At 63.3% G+C, this 14,935-nt stretch carries 13 protein-coding genes; 8 read left to right on the top strand and 5 right to left on the bottom strand.

Translation table 11 applies throughout. The features are described from left to right. Nucleotide 1: 1 nt before the first annotated feature. From AC3CCE_RS11185 to AC3CCE_RS11175, 3 genes are all read right to left on the bottom strand, one after another. Nucleotides 2–988 carry an ABC transporter permease gene (locus AC3CCE_RS11185; RefSeq protein ID WP_352512835.1) on the bottom strand — a complete coding sequence of 329 codons (987 nt, stop codon included), beginning with the start codon at nt 986–988 and terminating at the stop codon, nt 2–4. Between the two features lie 17 nt (nt 989–1,005). After that, the gene (locus AC3CCE_RS11180; protein ID WP_352626028.1) at nt 1,006–2,532 is read right to left on the bottom strand and encodes a sugar ABC transporter ATP-binding protein; all 1,527 of its coding nucleotides are present in this window, start codon (nt 2,530–2,532) and stop codon (nt 1,006–1,008) included. Nucleotides 2,533–2,600: 68 nt separating this feature from the next. After that, nucleotides 2,601–3,572 carry a substrate-binding domain-containing protein gene (locus AC3CCE_RS11175; protein WP_352626053.1) on the bottom strand — a complete coding sequence of 324 codons (972 nt, stop codon included), beginning with the start codon at nt 3,570–3,572 and terminating at the stop codon, nt 2,601–2,603. A gap of 398 nt (nt 3,573–3,970) precedes the next feature. On the opposite strand from AC3CCE_RS11175, the gene AC3CCE_RS11170 reads away from it, so the two are divergent. Together AC3CCE_RS11170 and plsY are read left to right on the top strand one after the other, a co-directional pair. Further along, nucleotides 3,971–4,501 carry a hypothetical protein gene (locus AC3CCE_RS11170; RefSeq protein WP_023670503.1) on the top strand — a complete coding sequence of 177 codons (531 nt, stop codon included), beginning with the start codon at nt 3,971–3,973 and terminating at the stop codon, nt 4,499–4,501. 16 nt (nt 4,502–4,517) lie between these two features. Further along, entirely contained in the window at nt 4,518–5,156 is a 639-nt protein-coding gene (gene plsY, locus AC3CCE_RS11165; protein WP_023670502.1) for a glycerol-3-phosphate 1-O-acyltransferase PlsY, read from the top strand. A gap of 22 nt (nt 5,157–5,178) precedes the next feature. Here the strand turns inward: plsY and AC3CCE_RS11160 are convergent, their stop codons facing one another. Further along, a complete protein-coding gene (locus tag AC3CCE_RS11160) occupies nt 5,179–6,435 on the bottom strand; it encodes a ubiquinone biosynthesis hydroxylase (protein WP_023726060.1) in 1,257 nt (418 codons plus the stop codon). 112 nt (nt 6,436–6,547) lie between these two features. Here AC3CCE_RS11160 and tesB point away from each other — a divergent pair, with 112 nt between their 5' ends. The 6 genes from tesB to xth all read left to right on the top strand — a co-directional run bounded on the left by tesB (nt 6,548) and on the right by xth (nt 14,280). Then, a complete protein-coding gene (gene tesB, locus AC3CCE_RS11155; protein ID WP_023687727.1) occupies nt 6,548–7,423 on the top strand; it encodes an acyl-CoA thioesterase II in 876 nt (291 codons plus the stop codon). Between the two features lie 218 nt (nt 7,424–7,641). Then, complete coding sequence (locus AC3CCE_RS11150; RefSeq protein WP_023670499.1) at nt 7,642–7,980, top strand: P-II family nitrogen regulator; 339 nt, start codon at nt 7,642–7,644, stop codon at nt 7,978–7,980. A 31-nt stretch (nt 7,981–8,011) separates the two neighbouring features. Then, nucleotides 8,012–9,442 carry an ammonium transporter gene (locus AC3CCE_RS11145; protein WP_023670498.1) on the top strand — a complete coding sequence of 477 codons (1,431 nt, stop codon included), beginning with the start codon at nt 8,012–8,014 and terminating at the stop codon, nt 9,440–9,442. A gap of 346 nt (nt 9,443–9,788) precedes the next feature. Next, entirely contained in the window at nt 9,789–12,458 is a 2,670-nt protein-coding gene (locus tag AC3CCE_RS11140; protein ID WP_488377136.1) for a DNA translocase FtsK, read from the top strand. A 138-nt stretch (nt 12,459–12,596) separates the two neighbouring features. Continuing rightward, nucleotides 12,597–13,277 (top strand): outer-membrane lipoprotein carrier protein LolA, encoded by a 681-nt coding sequence (locus AC3CCE_RS11135; protein ID WP_023670496.1) that lies wholly within the window; start codon nt 12,597–12,599, stop codon nt 13,275–13,277. Between the two features lie 196 nt (nt 13,278–13,473). Continuing rightward, nucleotides 13,474–14,280, top strand: coding sequence for an exodeoxyribonuclease III (gene xth, locus AC3CCE_RS11130; protein WP_023670495.1), 807 nt, complete (start codon nt 13,474–13,476; stop codon nt 14,278–14,280). Between the two features lie 164 nt (nt 14,281–14,444). On the opposite strand, the gene AC3CCE_RS11125 is transcribed toward xth, so the two are convergent. Continuing rightward, nucleotides 14,445–14,900, bottom strand: a complete 456-nt coding sequence (locus AC3CCE_RS11125; RefSeq protein ID WP_023670494.1) for a cyclic nucleotide-binding domain-containing protein — start codon at nt 14,898–14,900, stop codon at nt 14,445–14,447. Nucleotides 14,901–14,935: the final 35 nt, after the last annotated feature.

Below are 14,935 nucleotides of genomic sequence, written 5' to 3'. Positions count from 1 at the left end.
CTCAGCCCCGCCGCTTGTTGAAGTGGTAGTCGGCGGTGACCGCCGTCAGCAGAATGGACCCGCGGATGATGTCCTGCCAATAGACGGACACGTCGAGCAGAGCGAGCGAGCTTGAAACGACGGAGAGCAGGATGGTGCCAAGGATGGCGCCGAGAATGGTGCCGGAGCCACCAGTGAGGCTGGCGCCGCCGATCACCGCGGCGGCGATGACGTTCAGCTCCATGCCGGCGCCGAAGGTCGGCTGGGCCGAGCCGAAGCGGGCCATGTAGATCACGCCGGCAAAGCCGCACAGCGTCGAGCACAAAGTTGTCGTCAGGAACACGACCTTCTTGGTGCGAATGCCGGAATAGGCGGCGGCCTTCTCATTGCTGCCGGTGTAGAAAACTTTGCGAAACATCGTCGTGCGGCGCAGCATGAAGTCGGACAGGATGACGAAGACGATGAAGATGATGATGACGACCGGAATGCCGCCAATGGCGCCCTGGCCGATGAATTTGAACTCGGGCGGCAGGGTATAGAGCCCGAGCGGGCGGCCGCCGGTGCCGAGCAGGCAGAGCCCGCGCGCAATCACCATCACGGCCAGAGAGACGATGAAGTGGTGCAATCCCACCTTGGTGACGAAGAAGCCCATAAAGGCGCCGATGCCTGCACAGGCCGCTATTGCAATCAATGATGCCAGCCAGGGGTCGACGCCGCCGAGGAAGAGCAGGCCGGCAATGACCATGGCGAGTGCGGTGACCGAACCGACCGAAAGGTCGATGCCGCCTGAGATCAGAAGGATCGTCATGCCGACGACGACGATGCCTTCGACCGCGAAGGCCATCGCCATCGCCCGCATATTGTCCCAGGTCAGGAAGTACGGCGATGCGAACGACATGACCGCAAAGAGCACGGCGATGATGAGGATCAGACCGGTCTCGCGCATCCTGATCAGGCCGCCAAGCCTTTCACCGAACCCGATGCGGGCCGGCGGCGTCACGCTGTCCATGCTTTCCCCCACGATGCTCATGCGGCGCTCCGTTGCCGGCCGTCATCGGCAAGCGATGCCAGGACCATGATGTTTTCTTCGGTCATTTCCGCGCCGGTGACCTCGCCGGTGATGCGTCCCTCGCGTACGATCAGCACCCGGTCGCAGACACCGATCAGTTCCGGCAGTTCCGACGAGATGACCACGATGCCGACGCCGTCGCGCGCCAGCTTGCGCAGGATCCGGTGGATTTCGGCCTTGGCGCCGACATCGACGCCGCGCGTCGGCTCGTCGAGGAAGATCACCTTCGGGTCGACCGATAGCATCTTGGCGATCGCCACCTTCTGCTGGTTGCCACCCGAGAGCGTCGAAACCGGCTGGCCGACATGGCCGCATTTCAGCGACAGCTGCCTGCCGATGGTTTCCGCCCGCTGCTTCTCGCGGCGGTCGTTGATGAGGCCGAAGCGCGTCGAGATCCGATCCACCGCCAGCGCCGAGATGTTGGCGGCGATCGACATGTCGAGGAACAGCCCGTCACCCTTGCGGTCCTCGGAGAGGTAGACGATGCCGGCGGCGATGCTGTCGCCATAATGGGTCAGCGACAGCGGCTTGCCATGCAGGCTGACATTGCCGGTCACCTGACCCTCCAGCCGGCAGATACCCCGAACGATCTCGCTGCGACCGGCGCCGATCAGGCCGCCAATGCCGAGGATTTCGCCCTTGCGCAACTGGAAGCTAATGTCGCGGAAGGTGGTTGTCTCGCAGAGGTTGCTGACCTCGAGCAGAATTTCCTCGGACCGCTCGTCGCCGCGCAGCTTCTCGGGATAGAGGCTGTCGATGACGCGGCCGACCATGGACGCCACCACCTGTTCTGGCGTCGTCGCCGATATGTCGAGCGTGGTGATGTACCGGCCGTCGCGCAGCACCGTGACGCGGTCGCAGTTTTCGAAGATTTCGGCCATGCGATGCGAGATGTAGATGATGCCGATGCCTTCGCCGGCAAGCTGGTGGATGATCTCGAACAGTTTCTTGGCCTCGCGCTCGGTCAGCGCGGCGGTCGGCTCGTCGAAGATGAGGATGCGGCAATCGAGCGTCAGCGCCTTGGCGATCTCGACCAGCTGCTGCTGGGAGATCGACAGGCTGCGCACCATCGCGGTCGGATCGATGTTGACAAGTCGCGCCAGGATGGCTGTCGCGCGGTTCTCGAGGTCGCGGTAATTCATCAGCAGCGCCTTGCTGGCGTTGGTGATCGACATGAAGATGTTTTCGGCCACCGAGGCATCGGGGCACAATGCGATCTCCTGGTGCACGAAGCCGATGCCGAGCTTCTGTGCCGCCAGCGGCGAGGGGATCGAGACGGAGCGGCCGTCGACCTGGATTTCGCCGCTGTCGGGCGGCAGGATGCCGTCGATCACCTTCATCAGCGTCGACTTGCCGGCGCCATTCTCGCCGGCGATGGCGTGGATCTCGCCGGCTCGCAGCTCGAACCCGACATCGCGCAACGCACGGACAGGGCCGAACGATTTGCTGAGGCCGGATATTTTGAGGAGGGCCGGTTTTTCCACGGAGGTTCTCGACTGATCAGGAAGATGGAGGCAACCGCGCCAAGCGGCGCGGCTGCCCAATGGTCGGATCAGCTGGGATCGCGGCCCTGCATGTACTTGTTCAGGTCGAACGAGTCGGCATTCTCCTTGGTGATGACGGCAAAGCCGTTATCGGCGAAGGGGATGCTCATCGGGTTGTGGCCCGACGTCTTGTAGTCGTTGAACGGGTCGATCAGTTCCGGATGCGCCGCCATGAAGGTGGCGACGAAACCGAGATAACCCTGCATGCCCTGGTTCGGGCTCAGCGCCATGTGGATGTTGCCGGCCTTGATCTGCTCCAGCGTCGCCGGGGTGATGTCGGCATGCATGATCAGCACCTTGGCCTTGGCCTCGAGAACGGCCGCGACCGCGCCTTCAGCCGAGCCGGCTTCAGGAATCCACAGTGCCTTGAGGTTCGGGTTGGCCTGCAGCATCGAAGCCACCGCCTTGTTGGCGACATTGGCGTCCTGGTTGGAGGCCTGGCGTCCGACCAGCTTCATCTTCGGATAGTTCTTGGCGAGATAGTCGATGAAGGCGGTGACGCGCAGATCGTGGTTGCTCTGGCCGGGGTTCTCAAGCACGCCATATTCGGCGTCGTCGCCGACCTGCTTGACGATCTCCTCGGCGGCAAACTTGGCTTCCGCCAGATTGTCCGAGGTGATGAAGGAGACGCGCTTGGATTTTGGCGAGTCGGCGGCGAAGGTGACGACGGTGGTGCCGTTCTCGATGGCGCGGTTGATCGGCTCGATGAACGGATCGGCCTGCATCGGGTGCAGCAGCACGCCGGCCGGCTTCTTGATCAGATCCTGTTCGAAGGAAGCGATCTGCTTGGCGATGTCATAGTCCGGCGTGCCCGAAAACACTGTCTTGCAGCCCATCGCCGCAGCCGCCTGCTTGAAGCCCTGATAGACCGGCACCCAATAGGGATGCGCGGAGACCATGACGTTCATCACGTAGGTCTCATCCGGCTTGCACTGAAACTTGCTCTCTGCCGACGCTGGCATCGCCAGGGTCAACGTCATCACAGCGGCGCTCAGCGCGCCCACCAGCCCAATCCTGTTCATTCTCTCCTCCGGGTTCTCCGACGATGAAAGCCTCGTCGCATCAGCTTTGCAAGAAATTTCATAAGATGAAATCTCTGGCGAGATTGAATACGGCGGGATTTATGGCATGTCAATGATGGCGAACGAAATATCAATATGTGAAATATCTTGCAGGTGGGGTGGATGCGAAGTCGGCGTTATCGCCAAGCGGTTGCACCATCAGATGCCCGTGACGAGCGACCTGAACCCAGGACGTCCGATCTCGGCGTCTGGATGATTAGGGGGCCAGCTCTGTTTTCTCATCAGATACAATTCTTGCGTGTTGAAGCAACGCCGGAGTTCTCCTATCGTCGCCGCAATTTTCGGGGGAATTCGACATGCCTTTCCTGATTGCTATTCTCGGCGTGCTGGGAGCCGGGGCGTTCTGGTGGTATCGCATGAAGGCCATGAACGAAGCCGCGCGCGAGGTCGCCGACGTCGTCGGCCGCGTCCAGGGCAACATAAGGCGCAAGAAGCTGCGCAAGCAGGCGGCGCTGTCGCCGCTGACGGCGATCGACGATCCGGTGGTGGCGGCGGCAACGCTGATCACCGCACTGGCAGCGGAGCACGGCCCGATCCTGCCGAAGCGTGAAACGGTCATCCGCGAGGTGATCTCGCAGATTGCGGACAACCAGAAGAAGACCGATGAAGCCGTCGTCTACGCCAAATGGGCCGCGGCGCAGATCGACGACACGACGATCGTCATCGACAAGCTGGCGCCCTTCCTGCGCGAGCGCCTCGATCCGCATGAGCGCGAAGACCTGCTGCAGATGCTGGATCGTGTTGCCAAGAGCGGCGAGCAGAGTTTCAAGGTCGCCGACCAACGCATGCTGCGACTGCGGCAGAAGCTGGGGTTTGAGGTCAACTGAGAAACAGCCCGGGCGCATGTCATTCTGGATAGCGAGCGTGGTAGGATCGGCTGCCGCTTACCTTATCGGCTCTACGCCTGCCGGCTACCTGGCGGGGAAACTGCTTAAGGGCATCGATATCCGGGAGCACGGCTCCAAGTCCACCGGTGCGACAAATGTATTGCGCACACTCGGGAAATGGCCAGCATTGGTGGTGCTTCTGGTGGACGTGCTGAAAGGGGCGGCAGCGGTCATCTTTGCCCGTTGGTTTTGTTTCTGGTCTTCCGCAACGCCGCCGTCGGCAATATCTGATATGCCCGTTTGGGCTCCTTGGGTTGTATGCCTGGCCGGACTCGCTGTTTTGCTTGGGCATAGCCGTTCGATCTGGCTGAATTTCACCGGCGGCAAATCGGCTGCGACGGGGTTGGGTGTTTTGTTGGCGATGTCCTGGCCTGTGGGTCTAGGCGCGGCGACGGCATTTGCCGTGGTGTTGGCAGTTTCCCGAATTGTGTCCCTGAGTTCGATGCTGGCGGCGCTCACCGCGATCGCCCTCGTCGGCGGCATGGAACAACCATTGCCCTACCGGTTGCTGGTCATCGCCGGCGGCATCTACGTGATCGTGCGCCACCGCGCCAACATTGCGCGGCTGATGTCAGGAGCCGAGCCGCGTCTATGACAAAGCGGCACTCATTCCCGGCCTAAATCGCCTCACCCTTGAGCAGCCGTGGTGTGCCGTTGGACAACCCCGACGCCTGGCGGATGAAGAACTCCTTCAGCCTGGGCATCCGTTCGACAAGGCCGAGGCCTATGTCGCGGAGCTGGCGCAGCGGGCCGATGTCGTTGGAAAACAGCCGGTTCAGCACATCTGTGGTGACGCCCATCTGCACCGTGTCGAAGCGGCGCCATTGCTGGTAGCGCTCGAGCACGTCGAGCGCGCCGATATCCTGTCCCAAGCGATCGGCCTCGACCACCACTTCAGCAAGGGCCGCCACATCCTTGAAGCCGAGATTGAGGCCCTGGCCGGCGATCGGGTGGATGCCGTGCGCGGCGTCGCCGGCAAGCGCGATGCGCGGGGCGACAAAGGCGCGCGCGATGGTCAGGCCGAGCGGCCAGGCGCGCGGCTTGTCGGTGACGCGGATTTCGCCGAGCTTCAGGCCGAAGCGCAATTCAAGCTCCTGCTCGAAGACGAGGTCGTCGCCCGAGACCAGCTTTTCGGCATCCTCGGAACGTTCGACCCAGACCAGCGACGAACGGTTGGTGCCGTCCTCGGTCGGCTTGAGCGGCAGCGTTGCAAACGGGCCGGCCGGCAGAAAATGCTCTTCGGCGCGGCCATTGTGCGGGCGCTCATGCGCCACCGTGCAGACGATGCCGGACTGGCCATATTCCCATTTCACCGTCTTGATGCCGGCCATGTCGCGCAATTTGGAATTGACGCCGTCGGCGGCGACCAGCAGCCGCGCCTCAATCGCCGCGCCGTCGGCCAGATGCACGGTGATGCCGGCGCCATTGCCGTCGAACGATGCGACCGCGACACCTTCGATGATGTCGATGCCGAGCTTTTGCGCGCGGCGGCGCAAGGCGCTGTTCAGGTCCTTGTTGGCGACCATGTGGGCGAACGGTTCGCCCGGCGCGACCTCGCCATCGAAGGTGAGAAACACCGGACGCACCGGATCGGCGGTGCGCGAATCGGTGACGATCATCTCGGTGATCGCCTGCGATTGCCCGACGATTTCCTGCCAGACGCCGAGCTGGTCGAGCATGCGGCAGGCGGCGGCGGCGATCGCCGAGGCGCGGCGGTCCTTCTGCCAGACGCCGGCGGGGGCAGCATCAACGACCGCCACGGCGAGGCCCGGCCGCGCCTGTTTCAGCGACACGGCGGCGGCGAGGCCGACATAGCCGGCGCCAGCGACCAGCACGTCGAGCGGGGTTTTTGCGTCCGGGTTGCGGTTCGCCATGTCAATTCCTTTCGAAGTCTCGACCATCCCCGCCCACTGGGGCATTCCGGCCTTGACTGCCCGCCATTCCTGTCGGAAACCGCCATAGCATCTTACGGCGAGGTCACGAAGCATGACGGCGGCCATGGACGAGCTTCTCAGCATTCTCGACCTCGAGCAGCTGGAACACAATCTGTACCGTGGTCGCAGCCCCAAGCTCGACTGGCAGCGCGTTTTCGGCGGCCAGACCATCGCCCAGGCGCTGGTCGCCGCGCAGCGCACCGTCGAGCCCGAGCGCCACGTGCATTCGCTGCACGGCTATTTCATGCGGCCCGGCGACACCAAGGTGCCGATCGTCTACGAGGTCGACCGCATCCGCGATGGCGGCTCCTTCACCACGCGGCGCGTGGTGGCGATCCAGCACGGCCAGGCGATCTTTTCGCTGGAAGCCTCGTTCCAGCAGGACGAGGTTGGCCTTGAGCATCAGCTGCCGATGCCGCGCGACGTGCCGCCGCCCGACAGCCTGTTGTCGCAGCGCGAATTGCTGGGCAAGTTCGGCGAGGCGGTGCCGGACGGCATCAAGCGCTACTGGGAGCGTGACCGGCCGATCGAGATGAAGCCGGTGATGCTGAAGCATTACACCAGCCGCGAAAAGCTGGAGCCGCAGCAGAACATCTGGATCCGCACCACCGGCCCGGTGCCGGCCGACCGCGGCATCCAGGCGGCGGTGCTTGCTTACCTCTCCGACATGACGCTGCTCGACACCTCGACCTTTGCGCACGGCCGCGCCATTTTCGACCGCGACATCCAGGCGGCGAGCCTCGACCATGCGATGTGGTTCCATCGCAGCCATCCGCTCGATGACTGGATCCTGTACACGCAGGACAGCCCGTCGACGCAGGGGTCGCGCGGCTTCACCCGCGGCTCGCTGTTTGCCCGCGACGGCACCCTGATCGCCTCGGTTGCCCAGGAAGGCCTGATCCGGCTGAAGCGGCCGCCTGCGGAATAGGCATTTTCGAAAAATTGCCTACTTTTTAATCAGTGACTGTCCGTTGACAGTGCGCACCGTGGCGCCGGGACTCGAGCGATCCGTTTATTTACAATGAGTTAACACCCTGCTTCCGCAACTGGCACGGAGCTTGAATCCTGTTGGGCACTCTCCGGGCTTTTTGGGATCGGTGAAGGTGTGCAAACGCGGGGGACCGCAACAGCAAAGGGTGAAACCTTATGAAAATCGTGATGGCAATCATCAAGCCGTTCAAGCTCGACGAGGTGCGCGAAGCGCTCACCGCCGTCGGCATCCAGGGCCTGACCGTCACCGAAGTCAAAGGCTACGGGCGTCAGAAGGGACACACGGAAATCTATCGCGGGGCGGAATACGCGGTCAGTTTCCTGCCGAAAATCAAGATCGAAGTCGCGGTTAGCACAGACCTGGTCGACAAGGCCGTCGAAGCCATCACGGCGGCGGCCAAGACCGGCCAGATCGGCGACGGCAAGATCTTCGTCTTCGGCATCGATCAGGCGGTGCGCATCCGTACCGGCGAAACAGACACCGACGCACTTTGAGCGGCGAACACGTATTCCAATGGAGAGTTCAATGAATATACCTTCCACCTTGAAGTCAGTGGCGCGCTCCGCGCTGCTGGGCTCCTTAGCGCTCGGAGCATTGGGCACGGTTGCTGCCTTCGCGCAGGAGGCGGCTCCCGCCGTCGCGGCGGCAGCGCCAGCAGCGCCGGCTTTTACCGTCGACAAGGGCGACACCACGTGGATGATGATTTCCACCGTGCTGGTGCTGTTGATGACCATTCCCGGCCTTGCGCTTTTCTACGGCGGCCTGGTTCGTACCAAGAACATGCTGTCGGTGCTGATGCAGGTCTTCACCATCACCAGCGTGGTCATGATCATCTGGGTCTTCTACGGCTACAGCCTCGCCTTCACCCCGGGCAACGCCTTCGTCGGCGGCCTTTCGAAGATGTTTCTCTCCGGCGTCAACGTATCAACGCTTTCGGAAACCTTCAGCAAGGGCGTCGCCATTCCTGAACTGGTGTTCGTCGTCTTCCAGATGACCTTCGCCTGCATCACGCCCGCCCTGATCGTCGGCGCATTCGCCGAACGCGTCAAATTCTCCGCCTTGATCCTTTTCGTTATCCTATGGGTGACGTTAATCTACTTCCCGATCGCGCACATGGTCTGGTTCTGGGGCGGCCCGAGCGCCTATGCCGACCCGTCCGGCCTGATCTTCAGCTTCGGCGCCATCGACTTCGCCGGCGGCACGGTCGTTCACATCAATGCGGGCATTGCCGGTCTCGTCGGCGCGCTGATGATCGGCAAGCGCATCGGCTACAAGAAGGACATCATGGCGCCGCACTCGATGACGCTGACCATGGTCGGCGCTTCATTGCTGTGGGTCGGCTGGTTCGGCTTCAACGCCGGTTCGAACCTCGAAGCGAACGCCTATGCGGTGCTGGCGATGATCAACACCTTCGTCGCCACGGCGGCGGCGGCAGTGGCCTGGATCGTGCTTGAATCGCTGCTGCGCGGCAAAGCCTCCATGCTCGGCGCTGTTTCGGGCGCGGTCACCGGCCTCGTCGCGATTACGCCGGCTGCAGGTTTTGCCGGCCCGATGGGCGCTATCGTGCTTGGCATCGTTGCCACCTTCGTCTGCTACTTCTTCGTCTCGGTGGTGAAGAACACGTTCGACTATGATGACAGCCTCGATGTCTTCGGCGTCCACTGCGTCGGTGGCATCATCGGTGCGCTAGGCACTGGCATTCTGGTCAATCCCGCCCTCGGCGGCGCCGGCATCGTCGACTATTCGACGGCCGACTTCGCCGCCGGCTATGCCGGCACGGCCACGCAGCTCCTGGCGCAGGGCAAAGGCGTCCTGGTAACCCTGCTGTGGTCGGGCATCGGCAGCGCAATCCTCTACAAGGTCGTCGACTTGATCATCGGTCTGCGTCCGACAGCCGACGCCGAGCGCGAAGGCCTCGACCTGACTTCGCATGGCGAAGCGGCCTACCACTCGTAAGCCTTGCGGGGCGGCTCGGCCGCCCCGCATTCTCCCATCCCGTCGTGACGCTCCCGAAAGGAGTTCACGCTTTGAGGCCCGGGTCATTCCGGGCCTCTCTTTTTGGCAACCGTGCTGGCAGGCCTCGGTCCCTGCGCAATCACGTTCTAGTGATGGCCGCCGGCGGGGAGACGTCGACCGGATTGGTTCTGAACTGTTGAGACTGCCTACAGTGGAGTGAGCAAGATCCGTGGCTCTGGGTGCGTATAGTTAATGCGGCCTTAACCTTCCCCCCGATAGTCTGACATCCGAATCTGCCGGAGTGCGTCATGCGCCCGGCCAGTCCATGACAGACGGGGAACGAAGCATGCGTTCAGGGGCTTCAGCACCGCTCGCGCTGACCGATACGGGGCACGGCATCCAGGCATTCGCGCGGCGCCAGGTCGGGCGGCTGGTCGGCGCCGGCCTGTTTGCGCTGGTCGCCTTTGGCGTCGCGGCGCTGGCGACCTGGAACGTCGCCGATCCCAGCTTCTCGCACGCCACCGCCAACATCGTCACCAACGCCATGGGTTATGCGGGCGCGGTATTCTCCGACCTCGCCATGCAGTTCTTCGGCCTTGCCGCGGTCGCCGCCCTGGTGCCGGCGGTGATCTGGGGCTTTCTCCTGTTTTCGGCGCGCGGCGTCGACAGGCTGCCGAAGCGCGGCCTTGCGTGGTTCGGCTTCGCGCTGCTCGCGGCGGCGATGGCCGGCTGCGTGGTGCCGCCCAAGACGTGGCCGTTGCCGACCGGCCTCGGCGGTGTGTTCGGCGACATGGTGCTCAATATTCCGGGCGTGGTCATTGGCGGCTACCCGACCGGCATCGTTGCCAGCATCATTGCCATGGTGCTCATTGCGCCGGCGCTGTGGCTGTTTGCCTATGGCTCGGCGCTGATTGCGCGCAAGAACGGCTTTGCCGTCATGGAGCGCACCGCGGAGCCCGATCCCCGAGAGGACGATCTGCTCTTCGACGAAGACGAGGACGAGGGCGACGAGGGGATACTGGCGCTCGGCGCCGTTACCCACTGGTGGCTGTCTTTCCGCGCCTGGATGCATCGCCGGGCTGTGCGCCGCCAGCAGGAGCGCGACGAGTTCGAGCCGGAGATGGAGCAGCGCTCCACCGCATGGCGCCGCGCCGCCGAACGGGTCGAATTGGCGGAATTCGCCGAAGCGCGGATGAGCCCGGATGGCCGCGCCCGCGTCGAGCCGGAATTCTTCGCCGCCATGGTCAATGACCGCAGCGTTTCCGTCGATCCGGACGATGACGACGTCCTCGATGCCGGTTTCGACAATGGCGACGAGGAGGTCGAACTCGACGACGAGCCGGTCCAGCGCCGTGCCGCGCCGAACGCCAAGGTGCAAAACTTCCGGTCAGATGCGGCGACCCGCGTCGCTGCACCTGCGCCGCGTCCCGCTCCCGGCGCGCGCGTCCAGCGCGAGGCGCAGACCTCGCTGATCGGCTCGGAAACATTCGAAATGCCGTCGCTGCATTTCCTGTCGGAGCCGAAGAACGTGGTGCGCGACGCCAGCCTGTCCAAGGACGCGCTGGAGCAGAATGCGCGCCTGCTCGAAGGCGTTCTGGAGGATTTCGGCGTCAAGGGCGAGATTATCGCGGTACGGCCCGGCCCGGTGGTCACGCTCTATGAACTGGAACCGGCGCCCGGCATCAAATCGTCGCGCGTCATCGGCCTGTCCGACGACATCGCCCGCTCGATGAGCGCCATTGCCTGCCGCGTCGCCGTGGTGCCCGGCCGCAACGCCATCGGCATCGAATTGCCGAATGCCAAGCGCGAGACCGTCTATCTCCGGGAGATCCTGGCCAGCCGCGATTTCGAGACGACCAAGTCCAAGCTGGCGCTGGCGCTGGGCAAGACCATCAATGGCGAGGCGGTGATCGTCGACATCGCCAAGATGCCGCATGTGCTGGTCGCCGGCACCACCGGCTCCGGCAAGTCCGTCGCCATCAACACCATGATCCTGTCGCTGCTCTACAAGCTGACGCCGCAGGACTGCCGGCTGATCATGATCGACCCGAAGATGCTGGAACTTTCGGTCTATGACGGCATCCCGCACCTTCTGACGCCGGTGGTCACCGACCCGAAGAAGGCGGTGGTGGCGTTGAAATGGACCGTGCGCGAGATGGAGGACCGCTACCGCAAGATGTCCAAGGTCGGCGTGCGCAACATCGACGGCTTCAACGCGCGCGTGCAGTTGGCTGAAAAGAAGGGCGAAAAAATCTCGCGCACCGTGCAGACCGGCTTCGACCGCCAGACCGGCGAGGCGATCTACGAGACCGAGAACCTCGATCTCGAGCCAATGCCCTACATAGTGGTCATCATCGACGAGATGGCCGATTTGATGATGGTCGCCGGCAAGGACATCGAAGGCGCGGTGCAGCGCCTGGCACAAATGGCGCGCGCGGCCGGCATCCATGTCATCATGGCGACGCAGCGTCCGTCGGTCGACGTCATCACCGGCACCATCAAGGCCAATTTCCCGACCCGTATCTCCTTCCAGGTGACGTCGAAGATCGACAGCCGCACCATTCTGGGCGAGCAGGGCGCCGAGCAGCTGCTCGGCATGGGCGACATGCTGTACATGGCCGGAGGCGGCCGCATCCAGCGCGTGCACGGCCCGTTCGTCGCCGACGACGAGGTCGAGAAGATCGTCGCCCATCTGAAGCTGCAGGGCGTGCCCGAATATCTCGACGCCATCACCGAGGATGACGGCGAGGACGATGACGAGCCGTCGGGCAAGGGCGGCGCTGGCGGTGGCGGCAACAGCAATTTCGAGGATTCCGACGATCCCTACGACCAGGCGGTCTCGGTCGTGCTGCGCGACGGCAAGGCGTCGACCAGCTATATCCAGCGCCGGCTCGGCATCGGCTACAACCGCGCCGCCTCGATCATCGAGAAGATGGAGAAGGAAGGCATTGTCGGCCCGGCCAACCATGCCGGCAAACGCGAAATCCTGGTGCCGACCGAGGACGACAAGTTCTGATCAGCCGATACGGCCCGGCGGCAACCTTGAACCTTTTGGCGCGTTACAGCGACTGAGCGCTGTCCGGCCCGCCAAACTTAAGTCTAACTGGGGGTCCACGGACTGCAACGAGACACACACCACACGAGAGTGACCGGCATGAAAAACGATCTTTCCGCGATCAGCGATTTCGCTCCAAACCGTCGCCAGTTGCTCGGCCTTGGCCTGATGCTTGCCGGCGCCGCGGCCATCAACGTCGTGCCGGGGTTCCAGCTCCTGGCCTCGGCGCAGGCGGCGGTGCCGCCGACGGCGCAAAAGATCGCCGACCATTTCTCCTCGGTCAAATCGATGAGCGGCGAGTTCGTCCAGTTCGGCCCCAACAACCAGCAGACCGGCGGCAAGTTCTTCCTTGAGCGGCCAGGCAAGATTCGCTTCAACTATGACGGCAAGTCGAATTTCCGGGTGATTTCCGACGGCAAGTCGGTGGTCATCCTCAACAAGCGGCTGAAAACGTCCGATCTCTATCCGTTGTCGAAGACGCCGCTGAAGCTGTTGCTCGACACCAAGATCGACCTCTCGGGGGGCCGCGTGAAATCGATCAAGGAAGAGAGCGACCTCACCACCATCCAGCTTGCCGACAAGTCGGTGTTCGGCAATTCGAAGATCACTATGATGTTCGATCCGAAATCCTATGATCTGCGCCAGTGGACCATCACCGACGCGCAGGGCAAGGACACCACGGTGATGATCTACAACACCAAGGAAGGCGTCAGCTTCCCTGCGGACACCTTTGCCATCGACTATGCGGCGAACCGCGAGCTGAACACCAACCAGCGCTAGATGCGGTGAGGCCGGCCTGCCAATGGCGATCTCCTGCGCTTCCGGTGCTCACGTGGTTTAAGTACGCTCCGCTCCGGTTCTCGGAGACCGCCATTCGACTCGGCCTGACCTGAATCAGAGCCGCCGCCCGCAAAGGCTGGCTTGTGTTTGTGGCGCTAGGCTGGCAGTAGATCGGCGACCTTGTTCGGACCGCCGCATGCCCTTCTCCATCGCCACCTGGAACATCAACTCCGTGCGCCTGCGCATGCCGATCGTCGAGCGGCTGCTGACGGAGCAGGCGCCCGATGTGCTTTGCCTGCAGGAGACGAAGGTTCCCGACGAGCTGTTTCCGGAAAAGGCGTTCCGCAAGGCCGGCTACGAGCACATCGCATTCCATGGCCAGAAGGGCTATCACGGCGTTGCGACGGTGGCGCGGCGGCCGATCGAGATTGTCGAGAAACGGCGCTTCTGCGAGATCGATGACAGCCGGCATCTGTCGGTCAAGGTGCAGGCCGGCGGCAAGGCAATCCTGGTCCACAATTTCTACGTGCCGGCCGGCGGCGACGAGCCCGATCCGGAGATCAACCGCAAGTTCCGCCACAAGCTCGATTTCGTTGCCGAGATGAACGCCATCCGCGCCGCGCATGACGAGGTGTCGGCCTCGATCCTGGTCGGCGACCTCAACATCGCTCCGCAGGAGCACGATGTCTGGTCGCACAAGCAATTGCTCAACGTCGTCAGCCACACGCCGGTCGAGACGCAAAATTTCGACGCGATGCGGATCGCCGGCGACTGGGTCGACCTGATGCGGCTCGACGTGCCGCCAGAGCAGAAGCTCTACACCTGGTGGAGCTATCGCGCGCGGGACTGGGAAGCCTCGAACCGCGGCCGCCGGCTCGACCATGTCTGGTCGTCACCGAACCTGGTGCCGAGCTTTGCCGGCTATGAGATCCTGCGAGAGGCGCGTGGCTGGGAGCGGCCCTCGGACCATGTGCCGGTGATTGCGCGGTTCGACCTGGATTAGGCGGGCCGATATTCAGGTGAGGCCGGCCTGCAAATGGCCGATACCTGCGCTTCCGGTGCTCGCGTACTTTGAGTACGCTCCGCTCCGGTTCTCGGTATCAGCCATTTTCGACTCGGCCTGACCTGAATCTCGACACACCCAAGCGTGAGCGCGGTCGCGGGGACCTACCCGCCAAACCTTGGGGCCAGCTTCTCGATGCGGGCGATCATGGCCTGGAAATCATCGAGGATGCGCTGGTGCAGTTTCACCGCCACCTCGGGATATTCCTCCAGGATGCGGCGAAACATCTTGCGGCTCAACCTTATCACTTCCGAATCGGTCTCGGCCGAGGCGCTGGTCAGCCGTCTTGAGTCGGCGATCAGCGCCAGTTCGCTGAGGATCGTGCCGGGGCCGGCGGTGCCGATCGGGATGCGGTCGCCATCATGCTCCCGGTAGAGCACGATGCGGCCACTGACCACGATATAGGCCGAGTCGGCTTCGTCATCCTCGCGGTACAGCTTGCGGTCGGCCTGCAGATGGGTGGCTTCGGCGCCGAAGGCGAGCAGGCGCAGCTGTTCCTGCGTGAAACCCTCAAAGAGCTTCACGGCGGACAGGATGCGGATGTCGTCATCCAGCGCCATCTCTAGCTGCGTCCCCGAACGGTCAGTCCAATCCC

The organism is Mesorhizobium sp. P160187 (assembly GCF_057766425.1).
The sequence above is the reverse complement of the archived record's forward strand: the minus strand, read 5'-3'. Positions and strand labels throughout refer to the sequence as shown.